General features: G+C 69.8%; 25 protein-coding genes and 1 pseudogene. 16 read left to right on the forward strand and 10 right to left on the reverse strand.

Annotated features, from left to right (window positions below; all coding sequences use genetic code 11):
* Window positions 1–61: 61 nt before the first annotated feature.
* Both DJ69_RS05770 and citZ read left to right on the forward strand, forming a co-directional pair.
* Window positions 62–1951, forward strand: coding sequence for a PINc/VapC family ATPase (locus DJ69_RS05770; protein ID WP_099254728.1), 1890 nt, complete (start codon window positions 62–64; stop codon window positions 1949–1951).
* A gap of 190 nt (window positions 1952–2141) precedes the next feature.
* On the forward strand, window positions 2142–3290 hold the full coding sequence (gene citZ, locus DJ69_RS05775; protein ID WP_099254729.1) for a citrate synthase: 1149 nt from the start codon (window positions 2142–2144) through the stop codon (window positions 3288–3290).
* A 6-nt stretch (window positions 3291–3296) separates the two neighbouring features.
* Here citZ and DJ69_RS05780 read toward each other — a convergent pair whose 3' ends face one another.
* The gene (locus tag DJ69_RS05780) at window positions 3297–4136 is read right to left on the reverse strand and encodes an SDR family NAD(P)-dependent oxidoreductase (protein ID WP_099254730.1); all 840 of its coding nucleotides are present in this window, start codon (window positions 4134–4136) and stop codon (window positions 3297–3299) included.
* Entirely contained in the window at window positions 4133–5185 is a 1053-nt protein-coding gene (locus DJ69_RS05785) for a M42 family metallopeptidase (RefSeq protein WP_099254755.1), read from the reverse strand. The genes DJ69_RS05780 and DJ69_RS05785 overlap by 4 nt, the downstream gene beginning before the upstream one ends.
* A gap of 138 nt (window positions 5186–5323) precedes the next feature.
* Here DJ69_RS05785 and DJ69_RS05790 point away from each other — a divergent pair, with 138 nt between their 5' ends.
* The 4 genes and pseudogenes from DJ69_RS05790 (at window position 5324) to DJ69_RS05805 (ending at window position 8015) form a co-directional block, all read left to right on the forward strand.
* On the forward strand, window positions 5324–5581 hold the full coding sequence (locus tag DJ69_RS05790) for an MTH865 family protein (protein WP_099254731.1): 258 nt from the start codon (window positions 5324–5326) through the stop codon (window positions 5579–5581).
* 113 nt (window positions 5582–5694) lie between these two features.
* Window positions 5695–6445: pseudogene (locus DJ69_RS05795) on the forward strand (J domain-containing protein).
* A 33-nt stretch (window positions 6446–6478) separates the two neighbouring features.
* Complete coding sequence (locus DJ69_RS05800; RefSeq protein ID WP_099254732.1) at window positions 6479–7519, forward strand: NAD(P)-dependent alcohol dehydrogenase; 1041 nt, start codon at window positions 6479–6481, stop codon at window positions 7517–7519.
* Between the two features lie 73 nt (window positions 7520–7592).
* Window positions 7593–8015, forward strand: a complete 423-nt coding sequence (locus DJ69_RS05805) for a hypothetical protein (protein WP_099254733.1) — start codon at window positions 7593–7595, stop codon at window positions 8013–8015.
* 58 nt (window positions 8016–8073) lie between these two features.
* Here the strand turns inward: DJ69_RS05805 and DJ69_RS05810 are convergent, their stop codons facing one another.
* Complete coding sequence (locus DJ69_RS05810) at window positions 8074–9783, reverse strand: GMC oxidoreductase (RefSeq protein WP_099254734.1); 1710 nt, start codon at window positions 9781–9783, stop codon at window positions 8074–8076.
* 6 nt (window positions 9784–9789) lie between these two features.
* Window positions 9790–10686: a hypothetical protein gene (locus DJ69_RS05815; RefSeq protein ID WP_099254735.1), complete on the reverse strand. Its 897-nt coding sequence runs from the start codon at window positions 10684–10686 to the stop codon at window positions 9790–9792.
* Window positions 10687–10982: 296 nt separating this feature from the next.
* Between DJ69_RS05815 and DJ69_RS05820 the strand changes: the two genes are divergently transcribed.
* Complete coding sequence (locus DJ69_RS05820) at window positions 10983–11468, forward strand: hypothetical protein (RefSeq protein WP_099254736.1); 486 nt, start codon at window positions 10983–10985, stop codon at window positions 11466–11468.
* A gap of 18 nt (window positions 11469–11486) precedes the next feature.
* On the opposite strand, the gene DJ69_RS05825 is transcribed toward DJ69_RS05820, so the two are convergent.
* On the reverse strand, window positions 11487–12116 hold the full coding sequence (locus DJ69_RS05825; RefSeq protein ID WP_099254737.1) for a hypothetical protein: 630 nt from the start codon (window positions 12114–12116) through the stop codon (window positions 11487–11489).
* 124 nt (window positions 12117–12240) lie between these two features.
* On the opposite strand from DJ69_RS05825, the gene DJ69_RS05830 reads away from it, so the two are divergent.
* Complete coding sequence (locus DJ69_RS05830) at window positions 12241–12723, forward strand: hypothetical protein (RefSeq protein WP_099254738.1); 483 nt, start codon at window positions 12241–12243, stop codon at window positions 12721–12723.
* 21 nt (window positions 12724–12744) lie between these two features.
* Complete coding sequence (locus DJ69_RS05835; RefSeq protein ID WP_099254739.1) at window positions 12745–13911, forward strand: thiamine pyrophosphate-dependent dehydrogenase E1 component subunit alpha; 1167 nt, start codon at window positions 12745–12747, stop codon at window positions 13909–13911.
* Window positions 13912–13936: 25 nt separating this feature from the next.
* Here the strand turns inward: DJ69_RS05835 and DJ69_RS05840 are convergent, their stop codons facing one another.
* Window positions 13937–15250: an NAD(P)/FAD-dependent oxidoreductase gene (locus DJ69_RS05840; RefSeq protein ID WP_099254740.1), complete on the reverse strand. Its 1314-nt coding sequence runs from the start codon at window positions 15248–15250 to the stop codon at window positions 13937–13939.
* 114 nt (window positions 15251–15364) lie between these two features.
* Here DJ69_RS05840 and DJ69_RS05845 point away from each other — a divergent pair, with 114 nt between their 5' ends.
* The 5 genes from DJ69_RS05845 to DJ69_RS05865 all read left to right on the forward strand — a co-directional run bounded on the left by DJ69_RS05845 (window position 15365) and on the right by DJ69_RS05865 (window position 19945).
* On the forward strand, window positions 15365–16591 hold the full coding sequence (locus tag DJ69_RS05845) for a pyridoxal-phosphate dependent enzyme (RefSeq protein WP_099254741.1): 1227 nt from the start codon (window positions 15365–15367) through the stop codon (window positions 16589–16591).
* 63 nt (window positions 16592–16654) lie between these two features.
* Complete coding sequence (locus tag DJ69_RS05850) at window positions 16655–17242, forward strand: GNAT family N-acetyltransferase (RefSeq protein ID WP_099254742.1); 588 nt, start codon at window positions 16655–16657, stop codon at window positions 17240–17242.
* Between the two features lie 105 nt (window positions 17243–17347).
* Window positions 17348–17749, forward strand: coding sequence for a cytidine deaminase (cdd, locus tag DJ69_RS05855; protein ID WP_099254743.1), 402 nt, complete (start codon window positions 17348–17350; stop codon window positions 17747–17749).
* An 82-nt stretch (window positions 17750–17831) separates the two neighbouring features.
* Entirely contained in the window at window positions 17832–18659 is an 828-nt protein-coding gene (locus tag DJ69_RS05860; RefSeq protein ID WP_099254744.1) for a nucleoside phosphorylase, read from the forward strand.
* 104 nt (window positions 18660–18763) lie between these two features.
* Window positions 18764–19945, forward strand: coding sequence for an NAD(P)/FAD-dependent oxidoreductase (locus tag DJ69_RS05865; protein WP_099254745.1), 1182 nt, complete (start codon window positions 18764–18766; stop codon window positions 19943–19945).
* A gap of 187 nt (window positions 19946–20132) precedes the next feature.
* Here the strand turns inward: DJ69_RS05865 and DJ69_RS05870 are convergent, their stop codons facing one another.
* Window positions 20133–20666 (reverse strand): Rrf2 family transcriptional regulator, encoded by a 534-nt coding sequence (locus tag DJ69_RS05870; RefSeq protein WP_099254746.1) that lies wholly within the window; start codon window positions 20664–20666, stop codon window positions 20133–20135.
* A gap of 67 nt (window positions 20667–20733) precedes the next feature.
* A complete protein-coding gene (locus DJ69_RS05875) occupies window positions 20734–20949 on the reverse strand; it encodes a hypothetical protein (protein WP_099254747.1) in 216 nt (71 codons plus the stop codon).
* Between the two features lie 99 nt (window positions 20950–21048).
* Between DJ69_RS05875 and rocF the strand changes: the two genes are divergently transcribed.
* Complete coding sequence (rocF, locus tag DJ69_RS05880) at window positions 21049–21954, forward strand: arginase (RefSeq protein ID WP_099254748.1); 906 nt, start codon at window positions 21049–21051, stop codon at window positions 21952–21954.
* A gap of 15 nt (window positions 21955–21969) precedes the next feature.
* On the opposite strand, the gene DJ69_RS05885 is transcribed toward rocF, so the two are convergent.
* Entirely contained in the window at window positions 21970–22266 is a 297-nt protein-coding gene (locus DJ69_RS05885; protein ID WP_099254749.1) for a DUF7565 family protein, read from the reverse strand.
* Window positions 22267–22403: 137 nt separating this feature from the next.
* On the opposite strand from DJ69_RS05885, the gene DJ69_RS05890 reads away from it, so the two are divergent.
* Entirely contained in the window at window positions 22404–23195 is a 792-nt protein-coding gene (locus DJ69_RS05890) for a PHP domain-containing protein (protein WP_180271731.1), read from the forward strand.
* Between the two features lie 51 nt (window positions 23196–23246).
* Here DJ69_RS05890 and DJ69_RS05895 read toward each other — a convergent pair whose 3' ends face one another.
* Window positions 23247–23750, reverse strand: a complete 504-nt coding sequence (locus tag DJ69_RS05895; protein ID WP_099254751.1) for a metal-dependent hydrolase — start codon at window positions 23748–23750, stop codon at window positions 23247–23249.
* Between the last annotated feature and the right edge of the window lie 176 nt (window positions 23751–23926).

Consider the following 23926-nt stretch of genomic DNA (forward strand, 5'->3'; position numbering starts at 1 on the left):
CCGCCGACGTGGACGCCGTCCGGTCGAACACGCTTATACGGTTCCCGCCCGGACTCACGGTATGAACGTAGTACCGGACACCAGTGCGGTCGTGGACGGCCGCGTGTCCGAACGCGTCGAGGACGGGACCTACGCGGCGGCGACGGTGCTCGTCCCGGAGGCCGTCGTCGGCGAGCTGGAGTCGCAGGCCAACGACGGGCTGGAGTCGGGGTGGGACGGGCTGAGCGAGCTCAAGCGGCTCGCCGACTTCGCCGACGACGGGACGATCGAACTGGAGTACGTCGGCGAGCGCGCCGACGGTGACGCCCGATCGCACGCCTACGAGGGCGACGTGGACGCGCTGATCCGCGATACTGCGGCCGACCGCGACGCCACGCTCCTCTCCAGCGATGTCGTGCAGGCCGAGGTCGCCCGCGCGAAGGGGATCGACGTCGAGTACGTCGAGCCGGTGGCCCGCGGCGTCGTCGACGAGCTGCCGATACAGGAGTTTTTCACCGAGGAGACGATGTCGGTCCACCTCAAGACGGGGACCGTTCCGAAGGCGAAGCGCGGGGCGCTCGGCGAGATGCGCTACGTCGAAATCGCGGACGACCCCACCGACGAGGCGCAGATGCGCGAGTGGGCCAACTCGATCGTCGACTTGGCGCGCCAGTCGAACGAGGGGTTCATCGAGCTCTCCGACGACGGGATGGACATCGTCCAGTTCCGGAACTACCGGATCGCGGTGGCGCGACCCCCGTTCGCCGACGGCTTCGAGATCACCGCCGTCCGACCTATCGCGAAGACGGACCTCGACGACTACGAGTTCGCCGACGAACTGCGCGACCGGTTCGCGGAGCGGAAGCGCGGTGTGCTCATCTCCGGGTCGCCTGGCGCCGGGAAGTCGACGTTCGCGCAGGCGGTCGCGGAGTTCCTGAACGACAGCGACTACGCGGTGAAGACGATGGAGAAGCCGCGCGACCTCCAGGTCGGCCCGGAGATCACGCAGTACGGCGCGCTCGGCGGCGAGATGGAGAACACCGCGGACTCGCTGCTCCTCGTTCGGCCCGACTACACGATCTACGACGAGGTCCGGAAGACGAACGACTTCGAGGTGTTCTCGGACATGCGGATGGCCGGCGTCGGGATGGTCGGCGTCGTCCACGCCTCGCGCGCCATCGACGCGCTCCAGCGGCTCGTCGGCCGCGTCGAGCTCGGGATGATCCCGCAGATCGTCGACACCGTCGTCTACATCGAGGCCGGCGAGGTCCACACCGTCTACGACGTGGCGACGGAGGTGAAGGTGCCGGCGGGACTCACCGCTGAGGACCTCGCACGACCGGTCATTCAGGTGTCGAACTTCGAGACGGGGCGCCCCGAGTACGAGATCTACACGTTCAACCGGCAGGTCGTCACGGTTCCGCTGAACGAAGACGGCGGCGAGGCCGAGTCCGAAACGGGCGTCGGTCGGATCGCGAAACAGGAGATCGAACGCGAGATCAAGTCGGTCGCACACGGCCACGTCGACGTCGAACTCAAGGGGAACGACGAGGCGGTGGTGTACGTCTCCGAAGGCGACATCGGCACCGTCATCGGCAAGGGCGGCGGCCGCATCAGCGACATCGAGAACCGGCTGGGGATCGAGGTCGACGTCCGCACGCACGACGAGAAACCCGGCGGCCGCGGGGGCGGGTCGGGCGGCGACGGGCGCGGCGCGAACGGGCAGGGCGGACAGGTCGGCGAGGAGCGCGGCACCGTCGTGACCCCCGAGATAACCTCCCGGCACGTCGTCATCGACGTCGACGCCGGCGTCGGCGAGACGGTCGAGGTGCGCGCGGACGGCGAGTACCTCTTCACCGCCACCGTCGGCCGCGGCGGCGAGGTCCAGGTATCTCGCGGCTCCGCGATCGCCGAGGAGCTCGAGGACGCGATCGACCGGAAACGCACGGTGACGGTCGTTCCGGCTCGCTGAGCTTCGCGCCGGCTCGCTGGCCGTCCGGGTTCCGTGCCCGCCTCGGTTGAGACTGCCGGGGGCCGTCACCGGGGCACCCGCAAACCGAAGCGGCTGAATGCCGTCGCGCGACGCGGATCGATTCGACGATCGTCGTACAAGTTCCTCCTGAAAGATAACGCTTTTTTGGTGGTGGTCGGAAGGTCACAGCATGTCAGACGAGTTAAAGCGCGGGCTCGAAGGCGTCCTCGTCGCGGAGTCGGATCTGAGCTACGTCGACGGTGAGGTCGGCAAGCTCGTGTACCGTGGCTACGACATCGAGGACCTCGCGCGCGGCGCGAGCTACGAAGAGGTGCTGTACCTCCTCTGGCACGGGTCGCTTCCGACACGCGACGAACTCGACGCCTTCACCGCGGACCTGGCCGCCGAACGCGCCGTCGACGACGGCGTGCTCGAGACCGTTCGGACGCTCGCCGACGCGGGCGAACGCCCGATGGCCGCCCTGCGGACCGCGGTCTCCATGCTGTCGGCGTACGAGCCCGAGGAGGACGCGGACCCCGCGGACCTCGACGCGACGCTCCGGAAGGGTCGCCGGATCACGGCGAAGATCCCGACGATCCTCGCCGCCTTCGAGCGCGCCCGGCAGGGCGAAGACCCGGTCGCGCCCGACCCGGAACTGTCGCACGCCGCGAACTTCCTCTACATGCTCACCGGAACCGAGCCCGACGAGGTGAGCGCCGAGACGTTCGATATGGCGCTGACGCTCCACGCCGACCACGGGTTCAACGCCTCGACGTTCACGGCGATCGTGATCGGCTCGACGATGGCGGACGTGTACTCCGGCGTCACCGGCGGGATCGGCGCGCTCTCGGGTCCCCTCCACGGCGGTGCGAATCAGGACGTGATGGAGGTGCTTCAGGAGGTCGACTCCTCCGACAAGGACCCGGTGCAGTGGGTGAAAGACGCCCGCGAGGACGGGCGCCGTATCCCCGGCTTCGGCCACCGCGTCTACAAGGTGAAGGACCCCCGCGCGAACATCCTCGAGGAGAAGCTCCGCGACCTCTCGGAGTCGTCCGGCGACACGAAGTGGCTCGACTACACCACCGCGATCGAGGAGTACCTCACCGACCAGGGGCTGCTCGACAAGGGGATCGCCCCGAACGTCGACTTCTACTCCGGCTCCGTCTACGACTCGCTCGGCATCCCGGTCGACATGTACACCCCCATCTTCGCGATGAGCCGCGTCGGCGGCTGGATCGCCCACGTCGTCCAGTACCAGGAGGACAACCGCCTCATCCGCCCGCGGGCGCGGTACACGGGCCCCACGGAGTCCGAGTTCGTCCCGATCGACGATCGGTGAGGCGTCTCAGTCGGCCGCCTGTCCCCCGTCGACGGGGATCGTGTGGCCGGTGATGTAGGAGGCGTCCGACGAGCAGAGGAACGCCACGGGCCCCGCCATCTCCTCCGGATCGGCGATGCGGTCCATCGGCACGTCGCGCATCGTCGACGTGTCGAAGTCGGCCCGGAGCGTCCGGATCGCGGTTTTGACCAGCGCGATAGCGGACCTGAGCCGGTCGCGGAACGACGCGGGGCCGGCGCTGCCCGACCCCCCGAGAAGCCCCGACTGAATGTTCGTCTTCGTCGGTCCCGGCGCGATTGCGTTCACGCGGATTCCCCGGCTCGCGTTCTCCAGCGCGACCGACTTCGTGAGTCCGACGACGCCGTGCTTGCTGGCCGCGTAGCTCGAGAGGCCGCCCATCCCGACGAGCCCGGCCATCGAGGCGGTGTTCACGATCGCACCGTGGCCCTGGCGTTTCATCACGGGAAGCTCCGCCTTCAGACAGTTCCAGACGCCCTTCAGGTTCACGTCCATCAGTTGGTCCCACTTCTCTGCCGTCACCTCGGTCGTTTCCACGAAGTCGGTGAGGATCCCGGCGTTGTTGTGTGCGATGTCGAGGCTCCCGTAGGTTTCGACCGCGGCGTCGACCATCTCCTCAACGGAGGACGGGTCGGCCACGTCGACCGTAACGAACGTCGCGTCCCCGCCCGCGTCGGCGATCTGGTCGACGGTCTCGCGCCCGGCGTCGGGGGCGATGTCGGCGACGACGACGTTCGCTCCCTCCTCGGCGAAGCGGAGCGCCGTGGCCCGCCCGATCCCGGAGCTGGCGCCCGTCACGATCGCGGTTTTCCCGGCGAATCGGTTCATAGCGTGTAGTCGTGCTCGCCGGTCTCTGACTCTAAGAACGCCGTCAGTAGGTCGATCGTCGCGGTCACGTCGCCGCCGTCGGCCGTCTCGGTGACGGTGTGGAGGTACCGGGTCGGGACCGAGATGGCCCCGACGGGTTTGGCACCCGCGGTGTTCTGGAAGCCGGCGGTGTCGGTGCCGCCCGCGGGCAACACCTCGTGCTGGTGGTCGATCCCCTCCTCCTCGGCGACCGCGGTGAGTCGCCTGTGGACCTTCGGGCTGGTGATCACCGAGGAGTCCTTCAGCTTGACCGCGGTGCCCTCGCCAAGTTCGGTCACCGCGTCCGCCGCGTCGCCGATCTGCGGCACGTCGTTCGCGACGGTCACGTCGAGGGCGAGCGCGAGGTCGGGGTCGATGTCGACGCCGAGCGCGGTCGCGCCGCGGAGCCCGACCTCCTCCTGGACCGTCGCCGCGAAGTGGATCGTCACGTCGGGCGATTCGATCCGCGCCGCGGCCTCGAGCGTCGCGAACAGGCAGATCCGGTCGTCGAGCGACTTCCCCGTGATCCGGTCGCCCATGCGGGTCGTCGTCTGGTCGAGGGTGACGAGGTCGCCGACGCCGACGAGCTCCTCGACCGCCTCGGCGTCGCGCCCCACGTCGATGAACACGTCCGAAACCTCGTCCTCCTGTTCCGCCTGCTCGTCCGTGAGCGTGTGCGGCGGGACGGAGCCGATGACGCCGGTGAGATCCTCCTCCCCGTGGACGGTGACGCGCTGGGCGCGGAGCACCCGGGCGTCGAACCCGCCGAGCGGGTCCACCTGCACGAACCCCTCGTCGGTGACGTGTCGGACCATGAACCCGATCTCGTCCATGTGGGCCGCGACGGCGACCGAGTAGTCGGAGTCGCCCTCGATCGTGGCGACGACGTTCCCCATCGCGTCGGTGCGGACGCGGTCGGCGCGGTCGGCGAACTCGCGGCGGACGATCTCGCGGACCTCGTCTTCGTATCCCGGAACGCCTCGGGCCTCGGTCAACTCGCACAGCAGGTCGTAATCGAAGTTGAACGACATGTCGCCCTCTCGGTCGCCCATCGACAAAGTTCCGCAGGATCCGGGGTACCCCCTCGTCTCGGTCGTTCTGCTGAGAACCCTCAACCGGTTTAGGGTTGTTCCGCAACGCTTTTGCGGTCGCTCCCGGGACGTGGGTGTATGACAGACGTGAAAGCGGAACTCCGCGAACAGTTCTTGGAGGCCTTCGGCGGCGCCGACTTCCCGGTCGAGAACCAGATGGATCTGGTCCCCGCGCTTCCGGACGGACCGGGCACGAAGTTCGAGGCCGGCGACGTGAGCTTCACCGCGATGGAGATGGCCGCGAAGCTCGGCAGCGAGCAGGAGTTCCCCTACGACACCCCCGAAGCGCTCGTCGACGACATCATCGACGGACTCGAGGCGAAGGGGATGCTCTGACGCGTCGGCGAACGCTGCCCCTTCCTCAGTCGCGTAGTCCACCGCCAGCCGCTGCCGAACCGACCGGCTGACCCCGCCGAGGGGTTGATACGCTCGGAGCCGTAACTGCGAGCGTGGTCGTCGAGCTCATCGGTCTCCTGCCGCCGTGGGTCGCGTTGGGCCTCGCGCTCGGTGCCGTCGCGTCCGCGCTCGTCGCGCTCGCCTTCTACCTCGGGGACCGGTACGTGGGCCCCGCCCCGAGCGACGGCGCCGGCGGTGCCGGCCCGGGAGGCGCCGGGCGCGCCCCCGGCGAGCGACGGCGGCGGGAGATCCGCGAGTACCTGCGAGCGATCGGCGAGCGGTTCGACGAGAACCACGCGTTCGACGGCGTGGCGGTTCCCTTCTACCTCCCCGAACGCGGCGTCGCCATCACCTTCGACGCGCACGACTACTTCAGACTGGAGGGGGAGGGGATCTACACCGTCCTCTGTGAACACGAGATGCCCGGCCGCGGGCTCGGTCGACGGCTCCCCTTCGACGTGACCGAACCCGAGTGGGCAACGGGCGGGGGTGCCGGGAGGGGCGGGCAGCGCGTCGGCGCAGCCGGCCGCGCCGCCGATCGGATCGGCCGAGCGAGCAGCGCGGGCGGGCAAGACCCCGTCGCGGCCGCCTTCGCCGAACTCGACGTGGCGACCGACGCCGACGCCGCCGAGGTGAAGCGNNTTCGGGGACGCCGCCGAGGTGAAGCGCGCCTACCGCGAGCGCGTCAAGGAGACGCACCCGGATCAGGGCGGCGACGAGGAGTCGTTCCGGCGCGTCCGCGAGGCGTACGCGACCGCGCGCAACCACGCAGACGGCGGCGTCCCCGAAAGCGCCTCGCGGTAAACGTTTTCCTCCACCCGTGCCATGTGATGGCACATGGAAGCAGCCAGACTCCACGAGTACACGGACGACATGAGCGAGGGGCTCTCGATCGACGAGGTGGACCGGCCGCACGCGACCGGCGCGAGCGACGTGATCGTCGAGGTCGAGGGCGCGGGGTGGTGCCAGACTGACAACCACATCATCGAGGGGATGTGGACGGAGTACGTGCCACAGGAGCTCCCGTTGACCTTGGGCCACGAGAACGCGGGCACCGTCGTCGAGACCGGCGACGACGTGAGTATCGTCTCTGAGGGTGACCCGGTGATCTGTCACCCGGTCCAGACCTGCGGGACCTGTCGTCCCTGCCGGCTCGGCGAGACGATGTACTGCGAGAACGACGCGTTCAACGGGCTCACCACCGACGGCGGCTTCGCGGAGTACCTCCACACCAGCGAGCGCTCGGTGATCTCCCTCCCGGGCGGCGTCGAACCGATCGACATCGCGCCCCACGCGGACGCGGGGATCACGGCGTATCACGCGGCGAAGAAGGCGGTCGCCGACCTCAACCCCGGCGACCACGCCGTCGTCATCGGCGTCGGCGGCCTCGGCCACATCGGCCTCCAGTGCCTGAACGCGATGAGCGCGGCCCGGATCACCGCGGTCGACCTCAAGGAGTCCGCGCTCGATCTCGCGGAGGGGTACGGCGCCGACCACCTCGTCAATCCGGGTGAAGAGGATGTCGCGGCCCAGATCGGGGGGATCACCGACGGAACGGGTGCCGCGCAGGTGCTCGACTTCGTCGGCGAGGACGTGACCACGGCGTACGCGTCGGAGATCACCGCCGCCGGCGGCGACCACCACATCATCGGCTACGGCGGGCACATCCACGAACCGGCGCAGGCGCTGGTGAACGGCGAGTTCTCCTTCGTCGGCAACATCGTCGGTCGGTACACCGAGCTCCAAGAGCTGGTCTCGCTCGTCGAACAGGGCGACGTCGACCTCCACACCAGCCGCTACGACCTCGACGAGGTGAACACGGTGGCCGAGAAGCTCGAACACCGTGAGATCGACGGGCGGGCCGTGATCACGCCCTGAGCGCGAAGTCGGTCGACCCCTCCCCGCTCGTTCGCCCCCATCTATTAGTCTCGTTGACGTGATACTGGCAGGTATGAACGCTCGCCGTTGGACGCCGTTCACGTTCATCGCGCCCGATCGCTACGTGGACCGCGACGATCGGTGGCGCTCCTTCGACTTCGAAGCGTGGTCGGAGTCGGAGTACGACTGGACGCAGGACCGGTGGAACGGGATCCGCGATTTCGCCAAACGACCTCGTGAGTGCGTCGACGCCGGACGGGGCGACTGCGAGGATTACGCCCTGGTCGCGCTCGCTTGGGCGTTCGCCAACGACCGCGACGGGATCGGCATCGGGTTCTGCTGGGACCTCCCCTACCCCTGGCCGCGACACGTGATCGCGTTCGACGACGAGCGCGTGTACTCGTCGGGCGAGATCACCGAGGAGAGCGTCGACGAGTGGAAGGCCGACTCGAGGTACGCCTTCGTTCTCAAACGCTCCGTGACGGATCCGGCGTGACAGGCGCGGCGCGCCCGGCGAACGGGGTTGACCACCCCGCGCCGACGGGGAGAGGCGATCAGAAGTGGCGCTCGACGATCCGCTCGCCCGTCCGAGCCGCGAGCGCCTGGCCCGTGTTCGTCGGGTTCGCGCCGCCGACGCCGTTCGCCAGCACGGAGTGGTCGGCGACGAAGAGCCGGTCAACGTCGTACGCCTCGCACGCCTCGTCGACGACTTTCCCCATTCGCATCGTGCTGTGGACGTGGAGCGCGGTCGGCGGCGAGTCGGAGCGGTGGACGTGCGACGCGCCGGCTTCGCGCAGGATGTCGGCGGCGATCCGCGCGAGCTCGTCGCGCCGTTGCCGGTCGCCCTCGCTGGGCTCGTAGTTGACGATGGGGATCGGTCCGTGTTCGTCGGCGACCCCCGGCGCGACCGTGACGCCGTTCCGCTGATGGGGACGGTCGTCGCTCACGACGAGGATCTGCAGCATTCGGCGGTAGTCTGAGAGCAGCCGCTTGAGCTCGGTGCCGGCCAGCCGGCCTATCGTGTCCCACGGTTCGCCCGGGGTGTCGTTCTGGAACGCGAACCCCGACGCGCTGGCACCGAACCCCAGGATCGCGCCGATCCCCGGCGCGGTGCCGACCGTCTGGAGCATCCCCACGCCCGGGTAGTCGAACCGGGCGGCGATGTCCTGCCCCTCGTGTTGGTCGATCACGTCGCTGCCGATCGCCTCGTCCAGGTCGTCGGGGTCCCACAGTCCCATCACGTTGTCGCCGAAGTGGATCGTCAGCCCGCGACCGACCCACTCGTTCGCCGGGAGATCGGCGTTGAGCCAGAGCCGCGGCGTCTCGATGGCGCCCGCGGCGAGGACGACGACCTCGGAATCGACCTGCTGTACCGACCCCGACCACGTGTCCCGAAACTGCACTCCGGCCACCGTCGGCGTATCGCCGCGGGGCGTCACGGTTACCACGTCCGTGACGAAGGCGTTGGGCCGGATCGTGACGTTGCCGGTGCGCAGCGCGGGCGGGACGAAGCTGACGTTGCTCGCCTTTTTCGCCTTCTCCTCGTACGGGGCGCCGCGCGGATGGGGGTTCCCGGCGATGTTACCGAGCGCGAGGGTGTCGCCCTCGACGTCCGGGTAGGTGAAGTCGCCGTCGTACCCTGCGTCGACGTGGAGCCGCTCGTCCGGCTGTGTGATCGCGTTCGGCTGCGGGCGATATCCCGGCTCCGTCACGTTCAGGTCCTCGATCAGCTCCCAGCCGGCGTCCGCCGCGCCGCGGAAGAACAGCTCCTCCTTGGCGGTGACGGGCGCCGGGGCCACGTCGCACATCTCCTCGACCTCCTGGTAGTAGGGGATCAGGTCGGCGTACTCGATCGGCCAGTGTCCCTGCTCGTCGATCGCCGCCGGGTAGGCGCGCGGATGGCACCCGGTGTAATGCAGCGTGGTTCCGCCGACGCCGGCACACTGTAAGATCGCGCCGTCGCCCGGGAACTTCCGGAACCAGAACCCGCGTTCGTGGTCGGCCGGCCCGAAGACGAGTTTGGTGATCATCTCGAACTCGCGGGTGGTGAACTGCTCGTCGAGCAGGTCGCCGCTCAGGTCCTCCGCGCTCGACGACGCCTCGCCGCCCGGATCCTCGTTCGGACGCGGCCACTGCTCGTTCCCGTAGAACGGGCCGGCCTCGAGCACGAGCACGGAGAGGCCCGCCTCCGCGAGCTTCCACGCCGCGACCGGCCCGTCGCCGCCCGCCCCGACCACGATCGCGTCGTAGCTGTCTTCGACCATCTTCGATCACCCCGACTCCACGGGGAACGGCTCCCGGTAGTCGCTCGTCTCGTAGTCGTTTTCGCGGAACCCCCCCGACTCCCGAACGATTCGGACGTCCGCCGCCTCGTCGACGGTCGCCCACGTGTCGCCGCCGCCCAACGGGCTGTCGGTCGTTCCGACGTAGCCGCGGAGCGCGGCGTATCCGTCCGCGAACCCCGGAAATCCGGTCTGTCGCCAGCTCTGGACTGCGGACCGGTCGTTCGGGTGGCTGCGTCGGCTCGGCGGCTGGGTGAACTCGTCGTACCCCTGCCACTCGCTGTAGTAGATCATCTCCATGAAGCCGATGACCAGCTGCCCCACGAGACCGGCGTCCAGCTCGAACAGGTCGTCGTCCGTCGGCGTGAACTCGACGTCGAACTCGTCGACGATGGCGATGGCCCGCAGCCGGTCGCGCCGGGAGAGCTTCGCGAACGGCCCGACGACGTCCTCGACGGCCCTCGGCGACGGGTCGTCCGGACCGAGAAGCGACAGCGCCCGGTCCACGTCCGGATCCCGCTCGTTGTCTCCCCGCTCGACGAGGGTCAGCGCCGCCGAGTCGAGGAGGTGCGCGATCGGGTCCGCGATCGGGATGTTCCCCTGCGGCCCGAGATGGGGGAGGCCGAGCTGGAAGCCGTCGTCGACGTACGTCACGGTGAACGCGTCGAGGTCGACCGCCAGGCCGCCGGAGACGTGCTCGGGGCCGAGCTCCCCCGCGAGTCCCGGCGTCTCGGGCATGACTGCGTCCCCGATCGCCCGAAATGTGACTTTCGTGTGCGGGTCGACGTCGGGCCCGACCCCGACGAGTTCGAGGAGCAACCCCCCGGTGGATGTCAGGCTTTGCCACATGACGGACAGCCAGTCGTCTATGCGATTAGTTACCATGGGAGTTAGTCGAACGAGCAGCTAAAAAAGATTATCCCAGTGACATGCGCGATTCGCGGCCGCGCGGTGCTCGGTTTGGCGGCGGTGGGGAACGACGATGGCGCGGTGACACGGTGGACCTACCATCTGTGATTAAATATCTCGGCCACATGTCGTCACGCATGTGCAAGACAATAACTGTCACGATCGGGGGCGCCAGTAACGACCGTCGGCGACGGACGCGCCGGCGCGTGATCGCGCTCGAACCGGGCGCGACCCAGACACAGTCCCGCGCGTCCCGCGCACCCTAACCGACCATGACATCGATCAACGTCTGGGACGTCGTTCGGGTCCCGTTCGACGTCATCCGCAACGGCTACCGGCAGCTGCGAAAGGCGCTGTTTACCGAATCACGGCCGTCCGGTGAGTACTTCGTGGTAGACGGCTCCGTCGACGAGATCGAAGCGGCGCTCGGCGAGTACAGCTTCGCGCCGAACTGGGAGTTCTCCTACCACAAGCGCGGCGAGGTCATGAACCTCGCCCGCGTGGTACACGAGCGCCACACGATCGACGGAACGACGTACCGCTGGTGGCAGACGCATCTGCGCGGCTGGCGCAACGACGACGGCCAGATAGAACTCCACGCGCACTGGGAGCTCGAGCCGACCGAGAACGGGAATCCCCACATCGACGGCGTCGGCTTCGATTTCGACCGCGGGATGGCCACGCTGCGGTCGTTTCTCGACGAGGCCGGGATGGAGTACGAGTCGACGACGGTCGAACCGGAGCGGTCCGACGGCTGACGGCCACCTCGCCGGTGACTACCGGCGAAGCCGCTTCCGGAGCGCGTATCCGGCGGCGATCGCCACCCCGATACCCGCCAATCCCGTGAACACAGCGGTCCGACGAGGCGGGCGGTTCGCCTCCGGCGGCGCCTCGCGCCACGCCGCCTGCCCCGACTCGACGTACTCCTCGACGGAGTCGTGCGGGACCACGTCGAACTCGACCGTCCCCGCGTGGTCGACGGGGTCGATCAGCGATCGCAACGCGTCGACGAACCGACGAGCGTCCGCCTCGCTCCCCCACTCGTACAGCTCGAGAAACTCGCCCGGCTGCTCACCCGCCAGCCAGAGCTTGCGCCGGAATCCGGGGAGCCCCGCGAAAAACGGCGTCGCGACGTTCGCGAGCGGATCGAACAGGGCGGTCCGGAACGGCCCGCGAGCCGCCGGATCGGTCACCCGCATCCGGAAGACGAGGACCGCACCCCCCTCGGCCTCGTCCGATCCGGCCGACCGCCGCACCGTCTCTCGATAGACGACGAAGGTGGTCCCGTCCGCCGTCTCGACCGTGTCCTGAAGCCGTCCCTCCGGAAACTCGATGTCGCCGCGGAGCAGGTAGCTGACGGAGCGCAGTGCGGCCCGGCCGAGCGTCGCGCCGTCGCGAAGGTTCATACGCGGAATGTATCAACCACTCATAATGAATGTTTCCGCGGCTGCGGACGCCGTCGCGGAGGAGACCCAAACCGGCGTTTCACCCACGGAAGACATTTAATTTCCCGCTCACGACTCTTCGGGTATGGACGACGCTCCCCGGTCCGAGTTCGAACTCTCGTCTCCGCGGCGGTGGACGCTGATCGCGGGCGTCTACGCGTTCGGCTGTGCCACCGTCACGGCGCTCCTGCTCTCCGACATGCTCGGACTGTTCGCCGAGGTGATCGGCCTTCCGGCCGCGCTGTCGATGCCGCTCCTCGCCTCGCCCGCGCTCGTCGCCGGTGCGGGTCTCTGGTGGGCCCTCGTCGAGCGGTTGGGGACCGTCACGTACCCTCGCGGAGCCGCGTTCGGACTGCTCACCGCCCTCCTCACCGGCGCCGTGTGGACGGGCCGGTTCGTGCTCGTCTGGGGGCCGGAGATGCTCACGGCCGGTCCCGTGCCGCTGCTCGTCGGGTTCGTGCTCGGCGCGGTCGCCGTCGCGGGCGTCCTCGTCGGCCTCCCGATCACCTTCGTCCGCCGGCGGAATCGGACGCGGTCGGACGCCGCCGGGACCGCTAACTCCTTGTGACCGGCGCGCACACCCTTCCCCATGGACGAGAACGGCGCCGCCGACGCCGGTTCCCCCGGCCCCGCGGCCGACCCGCTCGCGGACGAGGACGTGTTCCGGGTGCTCGACGCCGACGGGCGACCGCTGCCGGACGCGACGATCCCCGACCTCTCGGACGAGCGCTTCCGCGCCATCTACCGCGATCTGGTGGTCACTCGCCGGTTCGACGAGCGCGCGGTGAGCCTCCAGCGACAGGGACGGATCGGCACGTACGCACCCTGTGCGGGCCAGGAGGGGTCGGCGGTCGGATCGACGCACGCGCTCGCCGACCGCGACCTGATCAGCTACCAGTACCGCGAGCACGGCGCGGTCGTCGTGCGCGACCTCCTCACGGAGTACCTCCCCTACTGGATGGGCCACGAGTCGGGGACCGAAGCGATCGCCGGGGGGAACGTCTTCCCGCTGAACATCGGCATCGCGGCGCACCTCCCGCACGCGGTGGGGGCCGCGTGGGCGTTCGACTATCGGGACGACGATCGGGTCGTGGCCGTACACTTCGGCGACGGCGCGACCAGCGAGGGAGACTTCCACGAGGCGATGAACTTCGCGGGCGTCTTCGACACGCCGACCCTCTTCTGCTGTCACAACAACGGCTGGGCGATCTCGATCCCCGAAGCGCGCCAGACCGCGAGCGACACCTTCGCCGCGAAGGCGACCGCCTACGGCTTCGACGGCGTCCGCGTCGACGGGATGGACCCCCTCGCGAGCTACGCGGTCACGCTGGAGGCGGCGGAGCAGGCGCGGGAAGGCGGCTCGGCGGACGAGCCGGCGGGCGACGGCGCCACCCGCCCGGCCCTGATCGAGTTCGTCGAGTACCGGTTCGGCGCCCACACCACCGCTGACGACCCGACCGCCTACCGCGACGCCGACGACGTGGACCCGTGGCGGGTGCTCGACCCCGTCGACCGGATGGAGGGGTTCCTGCGCGAGACCGGGCGGATCGACGACGAGGGCGTCGCGTCGATCCGCGAGGAGGCGGACGCGATCGTCGCCGACGCGATCGACTTCGCCGAGTCGATCGCTCCCGATCCGGCCGACATGTTCGACGACGCGTACGCCGATCTCCCGCCGGAGGTCCGCCGTCAGCGCGACGAACTGCTCGCGGCTGTCGACGAGCACGGCGCGGAGTCGTTCCGGCGCGAGGAGTGACGCCGGCGAGTCGTCGCCGCGCGCGTTACAGGTACCGCCTCGTCGTCTCGGCGGCCGTTCGCCCGCTCTCGAGGGCGCCCTGAATCGACGACCACTCCGTATAGTCGCCCGCGAGCACGACCGGCCCCTCGGGGTCGTCCGGGTCCGGGAGGTCGGCGTGGACGCCCGGCGGCTGCGCGAACTGCGCGAACCGGATCCGGTGGATGTCGACGGTCTCCAAGCCGTCGACGTCGCGGTCGGGGAACCACGCGTTCAGGGCGTCGCACACGTCGTCGCGCAGGGCGTTTGCGGGGCGGTCCAGCGACTCCTCGCCGAGGAACGTTGCGGCGAGCAGCGCGCGGTCGTCGGGGGCGTACTCGGGCGCGACCTCCGACATCGGGACCACGGCGTTCGGCGAGTCGCCGGCGGCGTTGAGCAGGATCCGCTTGCCCGTCTCGAAGGATTCGCCCGCGGGGAGCGTGTACCACCCGGTCACGTTCGGGACGCCCTCCGTCGGAATCGACTCGACGCCCGTGAGCCGCCGGGCCTCCGGGGGCGTGGTCGCGACGACGACCGCGTCGGTCTCGCGCGTCGACCCGTCCGCCAGTTCGACGGTCGCGCCCTCGGCGTCGTCGCTGCCGGTCCGGAACGGGACCCGCCCCTGTCCGGCGGTCCGGACCGCCTCGACGTCTTCGCCGGTCTCGACCGTCACGCCCGCCTCGCGGGCGCGGGCGGCGAGCGCTTCGGGGAGCGCGGCCATCCCCCCCGCGGGGACGCCGATGGCGCCGCGGCCCATCGCGCGGAACGTGTACTCGAAGACGTGCTTCGAGGTCGACAGCGTTCGGTCGAGGGTGATCCCGCCGTAGAACGGCTCGACGAAGTGTTCGACGTACTCGTCCGCGAACCCCCAGTCGCGGAGGTACTCGCGGATCGAGGCGTCCCGCCCGGCGAAGAACTCGTCCTCGTCGCGCTTCGTGAGGTCGTACCGGAGCGCGAGCGTCCGGAGCTTGTCGGAGAAGGAGACCTCGTCGTTCAGCAGCGAGGGAATCGCTCCGCGGGGGTCGCGGAGCGGGTCCGAGAGCACCGAGCGGGACCCCGGTCGACAGATCGTCGCGCCGGGCGCGAACCGGCGGACGTCGAGGGCGTCGGTGTCGACCTCGCTCGCGACCGCCGGGTAGCTCGTGAACAACACCTGAAAGCCGCGGTCGAGGGTGAACCCGTCGACGGTCTCCGTCCGCACGCGCCCGCCGACTTCGGGCCGTCGCTCGTACAGCGTCACGTCCGCGCCCGCCTCGGCGAGCCGGGTCGCCGCGACGAGCCCCGCGAGCCCGCCGCCGACGACGGTGGCGTCTCCGTGCATACGTGACTCATCGGGTCGCGGGTTTATAAGCGACCGTAGGATGTCCACGGTCGGGCGCCGCGCCCGACGCCGCCGAGAGGGAAGCGATTAGTCGCCGCCGCCGCAAGGGTTCGTATGGAGTCGACGGAGACGACGACGGCGTTCCGCGGGCTGGAGAGTCGCGCGTCGGGTCGCGTCCACGAGACCGCGGACCCGACGACGGTGTCGGCCGAGGAACAGGCGCGCGGGCTCGACCCCGCCTACGACTACGACGCGGTCGATCCCGAGACGCTGCTGGGGTCGCCGCAGGACGGTCCGGCCGGGGCGGGGCGCGGTCACTGGCGCTTCGACGCCCTGCTACCGTTCCCGGCCGACGCCGCGATCTCGGCGGGCGAGGGCGCCACCCCCCTCGTCCCGACGGAGCGGCTCGCGGACGAGCTCGACGTGGAGTCGGTGTACGTGAAAGACGAGGGGCGGAACCCGACCGGAACCGTGCTCGACCGCGGCCTCTCGGTCGCGCTCACCGGGGTCGCGGCGCGGGCCGCGGAGGGGGCGGACGTGGAGCCGCTCGCGTGCGCGAGCCCGGGCAACGCCGGGCAGTCGATGGCGGCGTACGCGGGGCGGGCCGACCTGCGCTCGTACGCGTTCGTCCCCTCGCGGTGCGCCTTCTCGAACAAGGCGATGACGAACGTCCACGGCGGCGACATGCGCGTCGTCGGCGGGCGGTTCCCGGACGCGGCCGACGCCGTCGACGAACAGCTGGAGACCGACTACACCGACCTCGGGGAGTTCGCGACGCCGTACCGCCACGACGGGGTGAAGACGCTCGCGTTCGAGCTGGTCGCCGACCTCGGCGCGGCGCCCGACGTGGTGGTCGTCCCGACCGGCTCCGGCGAGGTCGTCGCCGGGGTGTACAAGGGGTTCTCCGAGCTGGAACGCGTCGGCGCGATCGACGCCGTCCCGAGGGTCGTCGCGGCGCAGGCCGCGGGCTGTGCGCCGATCGCGGCCGCGTTCGAGCGCGACCTCGACGAGCCGGAGCCGTGGTCGACGCCCGACACGATCTGCGGCGAGCTGGAGATCGCCGACCCGGCGGGCGGTGCGGCCGCGCTCGAGGCGGTCCGGGAGAGCGGCGGTACGGCGGTGGGCGTCGAGGACGAGGACATCCTCGCGAGCGCGGTCGCCGTCGCGCAGAACGAGGTGATGGAGATGGGCGCCACCGGCGGGGCCGCGCCCGCCGGCGCGTGGGCGCTCAAGGAGGACGGGTTCTTCGACGGCGACGAGACGGTGGTCCTCGTCAACAGCGACGCCGGGCTCAAGACGCCGGACGTGCTGCGAAGCCACCTGATGGGACAGGGGAAATAGACTCCTCGCCGTCGTCGGGACGGTCGGGGAACCGTTTTTACGTCGCCCGGCGTACGTGTACCCATGTACGTCCGCGACGCCAAGAACCGTGACGAGGCGTGGTTACTGGACGCGATCGAGCAGCTGGGGCTCGACGACGTCGCCTTTCGGTCGCGGGACTACGTGATCGCGGTCGACGAGGAGTCCGGCGACCGGGCGGGGTTCGGCCGGCTCCGGCTACACCGCGGCGGCGAGGACGCGGAGAACCGGATCGAGGTCACCGGGATCGGCGTGCTCCCCGAGTGGCGCGGTCGCGGCGTCGGCGCGCACGTGGTCGAGCGCCTCGTCGACACCGCGGCCACCGACCGGTTCGAGACGGTGTACGTGCTCACCGACCAGCCCGAGTACCTGACCCAGTTCGGCTTCGAGGAGGTCGCCACCGACGACCTCCCCGAGGCGCTCTCGGACCGGATCGCGGAGAAGCGCGAGTTCCTCGGCGGCGGCGTGGTCGGCCTGCGGCTGGCCGTCGACGAGTTCGAGATGCCCGACCGATTCCGGGAGGCGTTCAAGAAGGCCGAACCGGCCGAGGCCGCGGCCGACACGACCGAATCGCCGGAGGACTTCGGGATCGACCCCGACGAGGCGACGTACAAGTACGACACCGGCCGCTAGCGACCGGCTCTCCGGTCGTCCCCTTCTCGGTCGCCTCCGGCTCACAGTGGCTCCCGCCTCGACCGCGATCCGACCGCTTATCGGCTCGCCGGTCGACGCCACCGTATGGACCTGATCGAGGCCGCGCGCGACGCGCTCGACGACGCGCACGTCCCGTACTCCGAGTACCGCGTCGGCGCCGCGCTCCGAACCGCCGACGGCACCGTCTACACCGGCTGTAACATCGAGAACGCCAACTACTCCAACAGCCTCCACGCCGAGGAGGTCGCGCTCGCGGAGGCGGTGAAGAACGGCCACCGCGAGTTCGACCGAATCGCCGTCACGTCGGGCGTCCGAGACGGCGTCACTCCCTGCGGGATGTGCCGGCAGTCGCTCGCGGAGTTCGCCGCCGACGACCTCGTCGTCGTCTGCGACGAGGGCGACGGCGAGACCAGCGAGTACTCGCTCGGCGAGCTGCTCCCGAACACCATCTCGGAGGGGACGCTCGACGACGCCCGCGGCGTTTGAAACGCGCCGAGACCCCGCGGAGCCGAGACACCGAGCAGCCGAGACGGAACTCCTTTTAAACGGCTCGCCGAAGGGCGGAGACATGACCGACAAGAGCGACCGGAGCGAGGACCCGAACGACGAGGTTGCGTACCACGTCGAGGTCGGCCCCGGCGACGTTGCGGACGCCGTGCTCCTCCCCGGCAACCCCGAGCGCGTGGACAAGGTCACGGCGCTGTGGGACGACCACGAGGAGGTCGCCTCCCACCGCGAGTACCGCACCGCGACCGGCGCCTACGAGGACGCGCCGATCTCCGTCACTTCGACTGGGATCGGTTCGCCGTCGGCCGCCATCGCGGTCGAGGAGTTGGCGCGCGTCGGCGTCGACACGTTCATCCGGGTCGGCTCCTGCGGCGCGATCCAGCCCGGGATGGACGTGGGCGACCTGGTGATCACGACCGGCGCGGTCCGGCAGGAGGGGACCAGCGACGAGTACGTCCGGGAGGATTACCCGGCGGCCGCCGACGGCGAGGTCGTCTCGGCGCTCGTCGCCGCCGCCGAACGACTCGAGTACGACTACCACACCGGCGTGACGATGAGCGCCGACTCCTTCTACGCCGGGCAGGGTCGCCCCGGGTTCGAGGGGTTCGAGGCGGCCGGCTCCGACGAGCTGGTCGCGGAGTTGCAGGACGCGAACGTGAAGAACATCGAGATGGAGGCGTCGGCGATCCTCACGATCGCGAACGTGTACGGGCTCCGAGCGGGCGCGGTCTGCTCCGTCTACGCGAACCGGGTCACCGGCGAGTTCCGGACCGAGGGCGAGTCGCGGGCGGCCGAGACCGCGAGCCTCGCGGTGAAACTCCTCGCCCGGATGGACGAGGTCAAGCGGGAGGCGGGCGCCGACCGCTGGCACGCCGGGCTCTCCCTCTGACCGGCGGCGCCGGCCCGATCGTCGGATCGGCCCGATCGGTCAACTGACGACGGCGTCAGCGACGTTCCAAAGCGACTTTACCCGCGGACCGCGGAGCGACAGGCATGACAACACAGGTCGTCGTCGTCGGCTCCGGCTACGCCGGCGCAGGGGCGGTGAAGGCGTTCGAGGACGAGGTCGGCGATGGCGAGGCCGAGCTCACGTGGATCTCGGAGCACGACTACCACCTCGTTCTCCACGAGGTCCACCGCGCGATCCGCAACCCCGCGGTCGCCGAGAAGATCACCATCCCCGTCGACGAGATCAAATCCCCCGACTCGGAGTTCGTGCAGGGTCGCGTCGTCGACGTCGACACCGACGACCGCGTCGTCGAGACCGACGACGGGACGACCGTCGACTACGACTACCTCCTGCTCGGCGTCGGCTCCACGACCGCCTTCTTCGGCATCGAGGGGCTGAAGGAGAACGCCCACCAGCTCAAGAGCCTCGACGACGCGAAGGCGATCCACGAGGACGTTCGGTCGGCCGCCGCGGAGGCGACCCGCTCCGACCCCGTCGAGGTCATCGTCGGCGGCGCCGGGCTTTCGGGCATCCAGACCGCGGGCGAGATCGCGGAGTACCGCGACAAACACCGCGCCCCCATCGACATCAAACTCGTCGAGGGCCTCGACGAGGTTTTCCCCGGCAACGACCCCCAGGTACAGGGCGCGCTCCGCCAGCGGCTCGAAGACGCCGACATCGACATCCTCACGGGCGACTTCATCTCGAAGGCCGACGAGGACGCGGTCTACCTCGGCGGCGGCGAGGACGAGGACCCCGAGGAGCTCACCTACGACGTGCTGATCTGGACCGGCGGCATCACGGGCCAGCCCGAACTGGAGAGCGTCGAGGTCGAGAAGGACGATCGCTCGAACCGCGTCCACGCCGCCTCGGACTTCACCACCAGCGACGACCGCGTGTTCGCCATCGGCGACACCGCGCTCATCGAGCAGGGCGACGACGACGTGGCCCCGCCGACCGCGCAGGCCGCCTGGCAGGCCGCGGAGGTCGCCGGCGAGAACCTCGCGCGCGCCGCCCGCGGCGCGCCGCTCCAGTCGTGGCAGCACAGCGACAAGGGGACCGTCATCTCGGTCGGCGAGGACGCGGTCGCCCACGACGTGGTGGGGATGCCGATCAAGACGTTCGGCGGCACCCCCGCGAAGCTGCTGAAGAAGTCGATCGCGGTGCGGTGGATCGCGAAGGTCTCCTCGGCCGGACGCGGCGTGAGCGCGTTCGGCGACATGTAACGCCCGGCGACGAGAACCAAGCGCGGCGCGGCGTTTTTTGACTCCGGTGGACGGCTCCGACAGTCGTCGATCCCCGTCCACGTCTCGACACCGGCTTCAGCGACGGCGACGGCGCGAGCGCAGAACGGAAGCGGCTACGTTCGGGTTGCGAAGAGCGGAACGCAGAACGAGAGTGTCGGTGAGACGATCAGTGCTCGGCGGGCTCGTCGGGCGCGCGCATATCATCGATGCGGAGGATGAGGATGTTCGCCGTGTCGTCTTTGCCGTCGACGGTCCCGTCGATGACGAGCTTCGAGAGGGGGGTCGGACCGACGGTGACGGAGTCGCCCTCGTGGAAGTCGCGGACCGAGCCCTGCACGTGGATCTCGGCGCGGCAGAGTTCCGGGTGGTGGACGCTGGAGAGGTCGATCCCGTCGACGTTGACCCCGGTCACCTCCTCGCTCTCGTGGTAGATCGGGACGTCCGCGGGCTCGTCCATGCGCTGGATGTCGAGCGCCTCGTACGCGTTCGAGGTGGGCTTGTAGCCGCCTTTCGGCCCGGGTACGCCCTCGACTAACTGGAGCGCCTTCAGGCTCTGCATCTGGTTGCGGATCGTCCCCGGGTTGCGGTCGACCTCCTCGGCGATCGCCTCGCCTTTGACGGCGTCCTCCTGTTCCCCGTACAGGTTGATGAGGGCCGTGAGGATGCTTTTCTGACTCGATGTGAGCTCGATCGATGACATAGACCCGAATAGACGGCGGCACCGCTTAAATGCGATGGAAGGTAGTTATAAACGATCGTGGGGTTTCTCAGGATCGCCGAAGCCGACGGAGCCGAATATACGCGATCGGACTGGAGAGCGCGACCACGGCGCCGACGCCGATCAGCGCGAGACCGAGGTCGCCGACGAAGAAGGCGAGTCCGGCACCGACGAGCCCGATCACGGCGCCGGTGAACGCGACGGCGATCATGGCGCCGATCGGTTCGAGATCCGTGGGAGCGAAGTTACCGCTGGAGCCGCTCATGCTCTCCGTTGGTGTCCGGACGTGAAAACCGTGTGCGATCGCGGTGCGGTCGCGGCGGAGACCCTACCATTCAAGCGCCGCCGGGGCGCTCTCTCGGACATGACCACCGTCAGAATCATCGGCGCGCCGACCGACTACGGAGCGAACCGACGCGGCGTGGATATGGGGCCGTCAGCGATCCGCTACGCGGGGCTGGCCGACCACCTCGCGGACGCGGGCGTCGACACGGTCGACGCGGGCGACCTCGCGGTCCCTCGCGCCGAGGAGCGCGACCCGGACGCGGAGGCGCCCCGGGACGGTGAGGCGAAGTTCCTGCGCGAGACGGCCGACGTCTGTCGCCGGCTCGCGGACGAGGTCGGCGGGACGCTGGCCGCGGGAGAGGTGCCGCTCGCGCTCGGCGGGGACCACTCGATCGCCATCGGATCGCTCGCCGGATCCGCGCGCGACGCGGAGATCGGCGCGGTGTGGTTCGACGCCCACGCCGACCTCAACACGCCCGCGACGACGCCCTCCGGGAACGTCCACGGGATGCCGCTCGCCGCCGCGCTCGGGCTCGGCGAGTTCGCCGAGTCGGACTGGGCGAACGCGACCGGGCTCAGCCCGGAGAACGTCGCGCTCGTCGGCCTGCGCTCCGTCGACGACGCGGAGGTCGAGGTGATCCGTGACCACGGGTTCGCGGCGTACACGATGTCCGACATCGACGAGCGGGGGGTCACGGACGTGACGGAGGAGGCGATGGCCGAGGCGTCGGCGGGCGTCGACGGGGTGCACGTCAGCCTCGACCTCGACTGGCTCGACCCCAAGGAGGCGCCGGGCGTCGGTACCCCGGTTCGCGGTGGGGTCACCTACCGGGAAGCGCACAGCGCGATGGAGTCAGTCGCCGAGAGCGACTGCCTCCGATCGATGGAGCTCGTCGAGGTGAATCCGACGCTGGACCAGCACAACGAGACCGCGGAGCTCGCGACGGAACTCGCCGCGAGCGCGTTCGGAAAGCGGGTGCTCTGAGGGGAGCGCGCTCGGTCAGGGGCTCCTGTCCAACTGATCGACGACGCGCTGGAGGTCGGCCTCGCGCTCGATCTCGCGTTTGATCTCCTCGCGGCGGCGGACCGCCGCGGAGTCGGCGTCGTACGCGCGCACGAACTCGGCGCGGGTGTGCTCGTCGAACGCGTGGCGGATCGCGAAGTAGCCGTCCGGGACGATCGTGCCGCACACCTTGCACTCGTGGCGCTGGTGACCGTTCGTCTGGTGGACGATGGCCGACTCCACGTCGTCGAAGGCGGCGTCGCAGCCGTCGATTCCGCACGTCCAGCGGGGCATGTCATCTCGTCTCCGCCCCGAGGGATTAACGGTTTCCCCCGGCGGCCGCCGGTCGAGGCCCGATCGCGACCGACGGGGTCGGGACCGATTCGCCGTCGAACGATACGCCTTTGCTCGGCGACGCAGAACGCCCACCCGTGACTGGATCGAGAACGCGCGTCGACGCCCACGTGAAGGTGCTCGGCGACGACGTCGTGGCCCTCGCGAAGGAACGGGGGATCGACGCGCTCGTGTACGCCCCGCACTTCACCCGCCTGCCGACGATCCGGGAGCGTGCGACCCGATTCTCCGACGACGACCTCACCGTGATCCCCGCCCGCGAGGTGTTCACCGGCGACTGGGGAAACCGGCGACACATCCTCGTTCTCGGCCTGGACGAACCGGTTCCCGACTACATCACCTTCGAGGCGGCGATGGCCGAGGCGGACCGGCAGGACGCGGCCGTGCTCGCACCCCACCCGAGCTTTGCCACCATCTCGCTCACCAGACCCGAGATCGAGGCCCACGGCGCCCGGATCGACGCGGTGGAGACGTACAACACGAAGCTCCTCCCGCACCAGAACGCCCGGACCCGTCGGATCTCCGAGGCCACCGGGCAGCCGGGGTTCGGCTCGTCGTACGCCCACCTCCCCGGCACCGTCGGCGAGGCGTGGACGGAGTTCGACGGCGACCTCGACGGCATCGAGGGGGTCGTCGACGCCTTCCGCGAGGCGCGCCCCCGCACCGTGGTCCACCGGGGCGGGGCCGCTCATCAGCTCCGCGGGCTCGTGGAGTTCGCCCACCTCGCGTACGAGAACACGTGGGAGAAGCTCGACCGGCAGTTCCTCTCCGGCGACGAGCCGACTCTCCCGAGCAACGTCGCCTACGAGGGGCGGTTCAACGACGTGAGCGTCTACTCCGGGACGCTCTCCGACTACCGCCCGAACTAGCTCCGGCGCTGGCTCCGGGTTCGCCGGCGTGTCGGTATCGGTCTTTGGCTCTCAGACCCCGATCCCGGCGGCCGCCTCCGACGCGATCGCGGACACGTCCAGATCGAGGGTCACGACGTAGGTGTGAATCGCCCAGAACACCGCGATCTCCACCGCGGTGACGGCCACGGTGACCAGATCCGCGTACTCGCTGCTCGTCGTCACGCCGGTCGGCATCCCGTACTCGGTGTCCGACAGCGGGTGGAACAGCGCGATCCCGCGCCGGCTCCCGACCACGTCGAGCACGTAGTGGGTCAACACGCCGATCCAGACGTACTGGAGGTTCCCGAACACGATCGGGTACGCGAGGAAGACGCCGAGCACCGGGAGGCTGTGGAGCGTCTTCCGGTGGCGACCGAAGGCGGTGTCGACGTCGGGGAAGAGTGCTCCCAACACGATCGGGACGGTGATCTCGGCGACGGTCCGCGCGGTGGCCGTGTCGAGGCTCGGCTCGATGACGAACCCGAGCCCGAGCGCGAGCAGGAGGGCGTTGAGAACGTGACCCCGTTTGTTCATACCACCGGGTGACCGTGATCGTAGGTGAAACCACCGACTCGGGATCGGCGGGAAGCGGGGGAATCGGGATCGGCGGGGAGCAGAGGGGTCGATCCAGCGGGGAGCGGGGTCGGTGTCGCGCGCGGCCGACCAGTCGAAAGAGCCACGGCGCCCGATGTCGACCGACCGGTATGGAG

It is taken from the genome of Halorubrum persicum (genome assembly GCF_002727125.1).
Lineage (GTDB): Archaea > Halobacteriota > Halobacteria > Halobacteriales > Haloferacaceae > Halorubrum > Halorubrum persicum.

What these genes read in the sequence shown, in the direction of transcription:
- DJ69_RS05800 (WP_099254732.1), top strand. Translation starts at nt 6,479, where the DNA reads ATGGAAGCAGCCAGACTCCACGAGTACACGGACGACATGAGCGAGGGG.
- rocF (WP_099254748.1), top strand. Translation starts at nt 21,049, where the DNA reads ATGACCACCGTCAGAATCATCGGCGCGCCGACCGACTACGGAGCGAAC.
- DJ69_RS05835 (WP_099254739.1), top strand. Translation starts at nt 12,745, where the DNA reads ATGGACGAGAACGGCGCCGCCGACGCCGGTTCCCCCGGCCCCGCGGCC.
- DJ69_RS05830 (WP_099254738.1), top strand. Translation starts at nt 12,241, where the DNA reads ATGGACGACGCTCCCCGGTCCGAGTTCGAACTCTCGTCTCCGCGGCGG.
- cdd (WP_099254743.1), top strand. Translation starts at nt 17,348, where the DNA reads ATGGACCTGATCGAGGCCGCGCGCGACGCGCTCGACGACGCGCACGTC.
- DJ69_RS05875 (WP_099254747.1), bottom strand. Translation starts at nt 20,949, where the DNA reads ATGAGCGGCTCCAGCGGTAACTTCGCTCCCACGGATCTCGAACCGATC.
- DJ69_RS05885 (WP_099254749.1), bottom strand. Translation starts at nt 22,266, where the DNA reads ATGCCCCGCTGGACGTGCGGAATCGACGGCTGCGACGCCGCCTTCGAC.
- DJ69_RS05850 (WP_099254742.1), top strand. Translation starts at nt 16,655, where the DNA reads ATGTACGTCCGCGACGCCAAGAACCGTGACGAGGCGTGGTTACTGGAC.
- DJ69_RS05865 (WP_099254745.1), top strand. Translation starts at nt 18,764, where the DNA reads ATGACAACACAGGTCGTCGTCGTCGGCTCCGGCTACGCCGGCGCAGGG.
- DJ69_RS05805 (WP_099254733.1), top strand. Translation starts at nt 7,593, where the DNA reads ATGAACGCTCGCCGTTGGACGCCGTTCACGTTCATCGCGCCCGATCGC.
- DJ69_RS05825 (WP_099254737.1), bottom strand. Translation starts at nt 12,116, where the DNA reads ATGAACCTTCGCGACGGCGCGACGCTCGGCCGGGCCGCACTGCGCTCC.
- DJ69_RS05815 (WP_099254735.1), bottom strand. Translation starts at nt 10,686, where the DNA reads ATGGTAACTAATCGCATAGACGACTGGCTGTCCGTCATGTGGCAAAGC.
- DJ69_RS05895 (WP_099254751.1), bottom strand. Translation starts at nt 23,750, where the DNA reads ATGAACAAACGGGGTCACGTTCTCAACGCCCTCCTGCTCGCGCTCGGG.
- citZ (WP_099254729.1), top strand. Translation starts at nt 2,142, where the DNA reads ATGTCAGACGAGTTAAAGCGCGGGCTCGAAGGCGTCCTCGTCGCGGAG.
- DJ69_RS05790 (WP_099254731.1), top strand. Translation starts at nt 5,324, where the DNA reads ATGACAGACGTGAAAGCGGAACTCCGCGAACAGTTCTTGGAGGCCTTC.
- DJ69_RS05810 (WP_099254734.1), bottom strand. Translation starts at nt 9,783, where the DNA reads ATGGTCGAAGACAGCTACGACGCGATCGTGGTCGGGGCGGGCGGCGAC.
- DJ69_RS05860 (WP_099254744.1), top strand. Translation starts at nt 17,832, where the DNA reads ATGACCGACAAGAGCGACCGGAGCGAGGACCCGAACGACGAGGTTGCG.
- DJ69_RS05845 (WP_099254741.1), top strand. Translation starts at nt 15,365, where the DNA reads ATGGAGTCGACGGAGACGACGACGGCGTTCCGCGGGCTGGAGAGTCGC.
- DJ69_RS05870 (WP_099254746.1), bottom strand. Translation starts at nt 20,666, where the DNA reads ATGTCATCGATCGAGCTCACATCGAGTCAGAAAAGCATCCTCACGGCC.
- DJ69_RS05780 (WP_099254730.1), bottom strand. Translation starts at nt 4,136, where the DNA reads ATGAACCGATTCGCCGGGAAAACCGCGATCGTGACGGGCGCCAGCTCC.
- DJ69_RS05840 (WP_099254740.1), bottom strand. Translation starts at nt 15,250, where the DNA reads ATGCACGGAGACGCCACCGTCGTCGGCGGCGGGCTCGCGGGGCTCGTC.
- DJ69_RS05785 (WP_099254755.1), bottom strand. Translation starts at nt 5,185, where the DNA reads ATGTCGTTCAACTTCGATTACGACCTGCTGTGCGAGTTGACCGAGGCC.
- DJ69_RS05770 (WP_099254728.1), top strand. Translation starts at nt 62, where the DNA reads ATGAACGTAGTACCGGACACCAGTGCGGTCGTGGACGGCCGCGTGTCC.
- DJ69_RS05820 (WP_099254736.1), top strand. Translation starts at nt 10,983, where the DNA reads ATGACATCGATCAACGTCTGGGACGTCGTTCGGGTCCCGTTCGACGTC.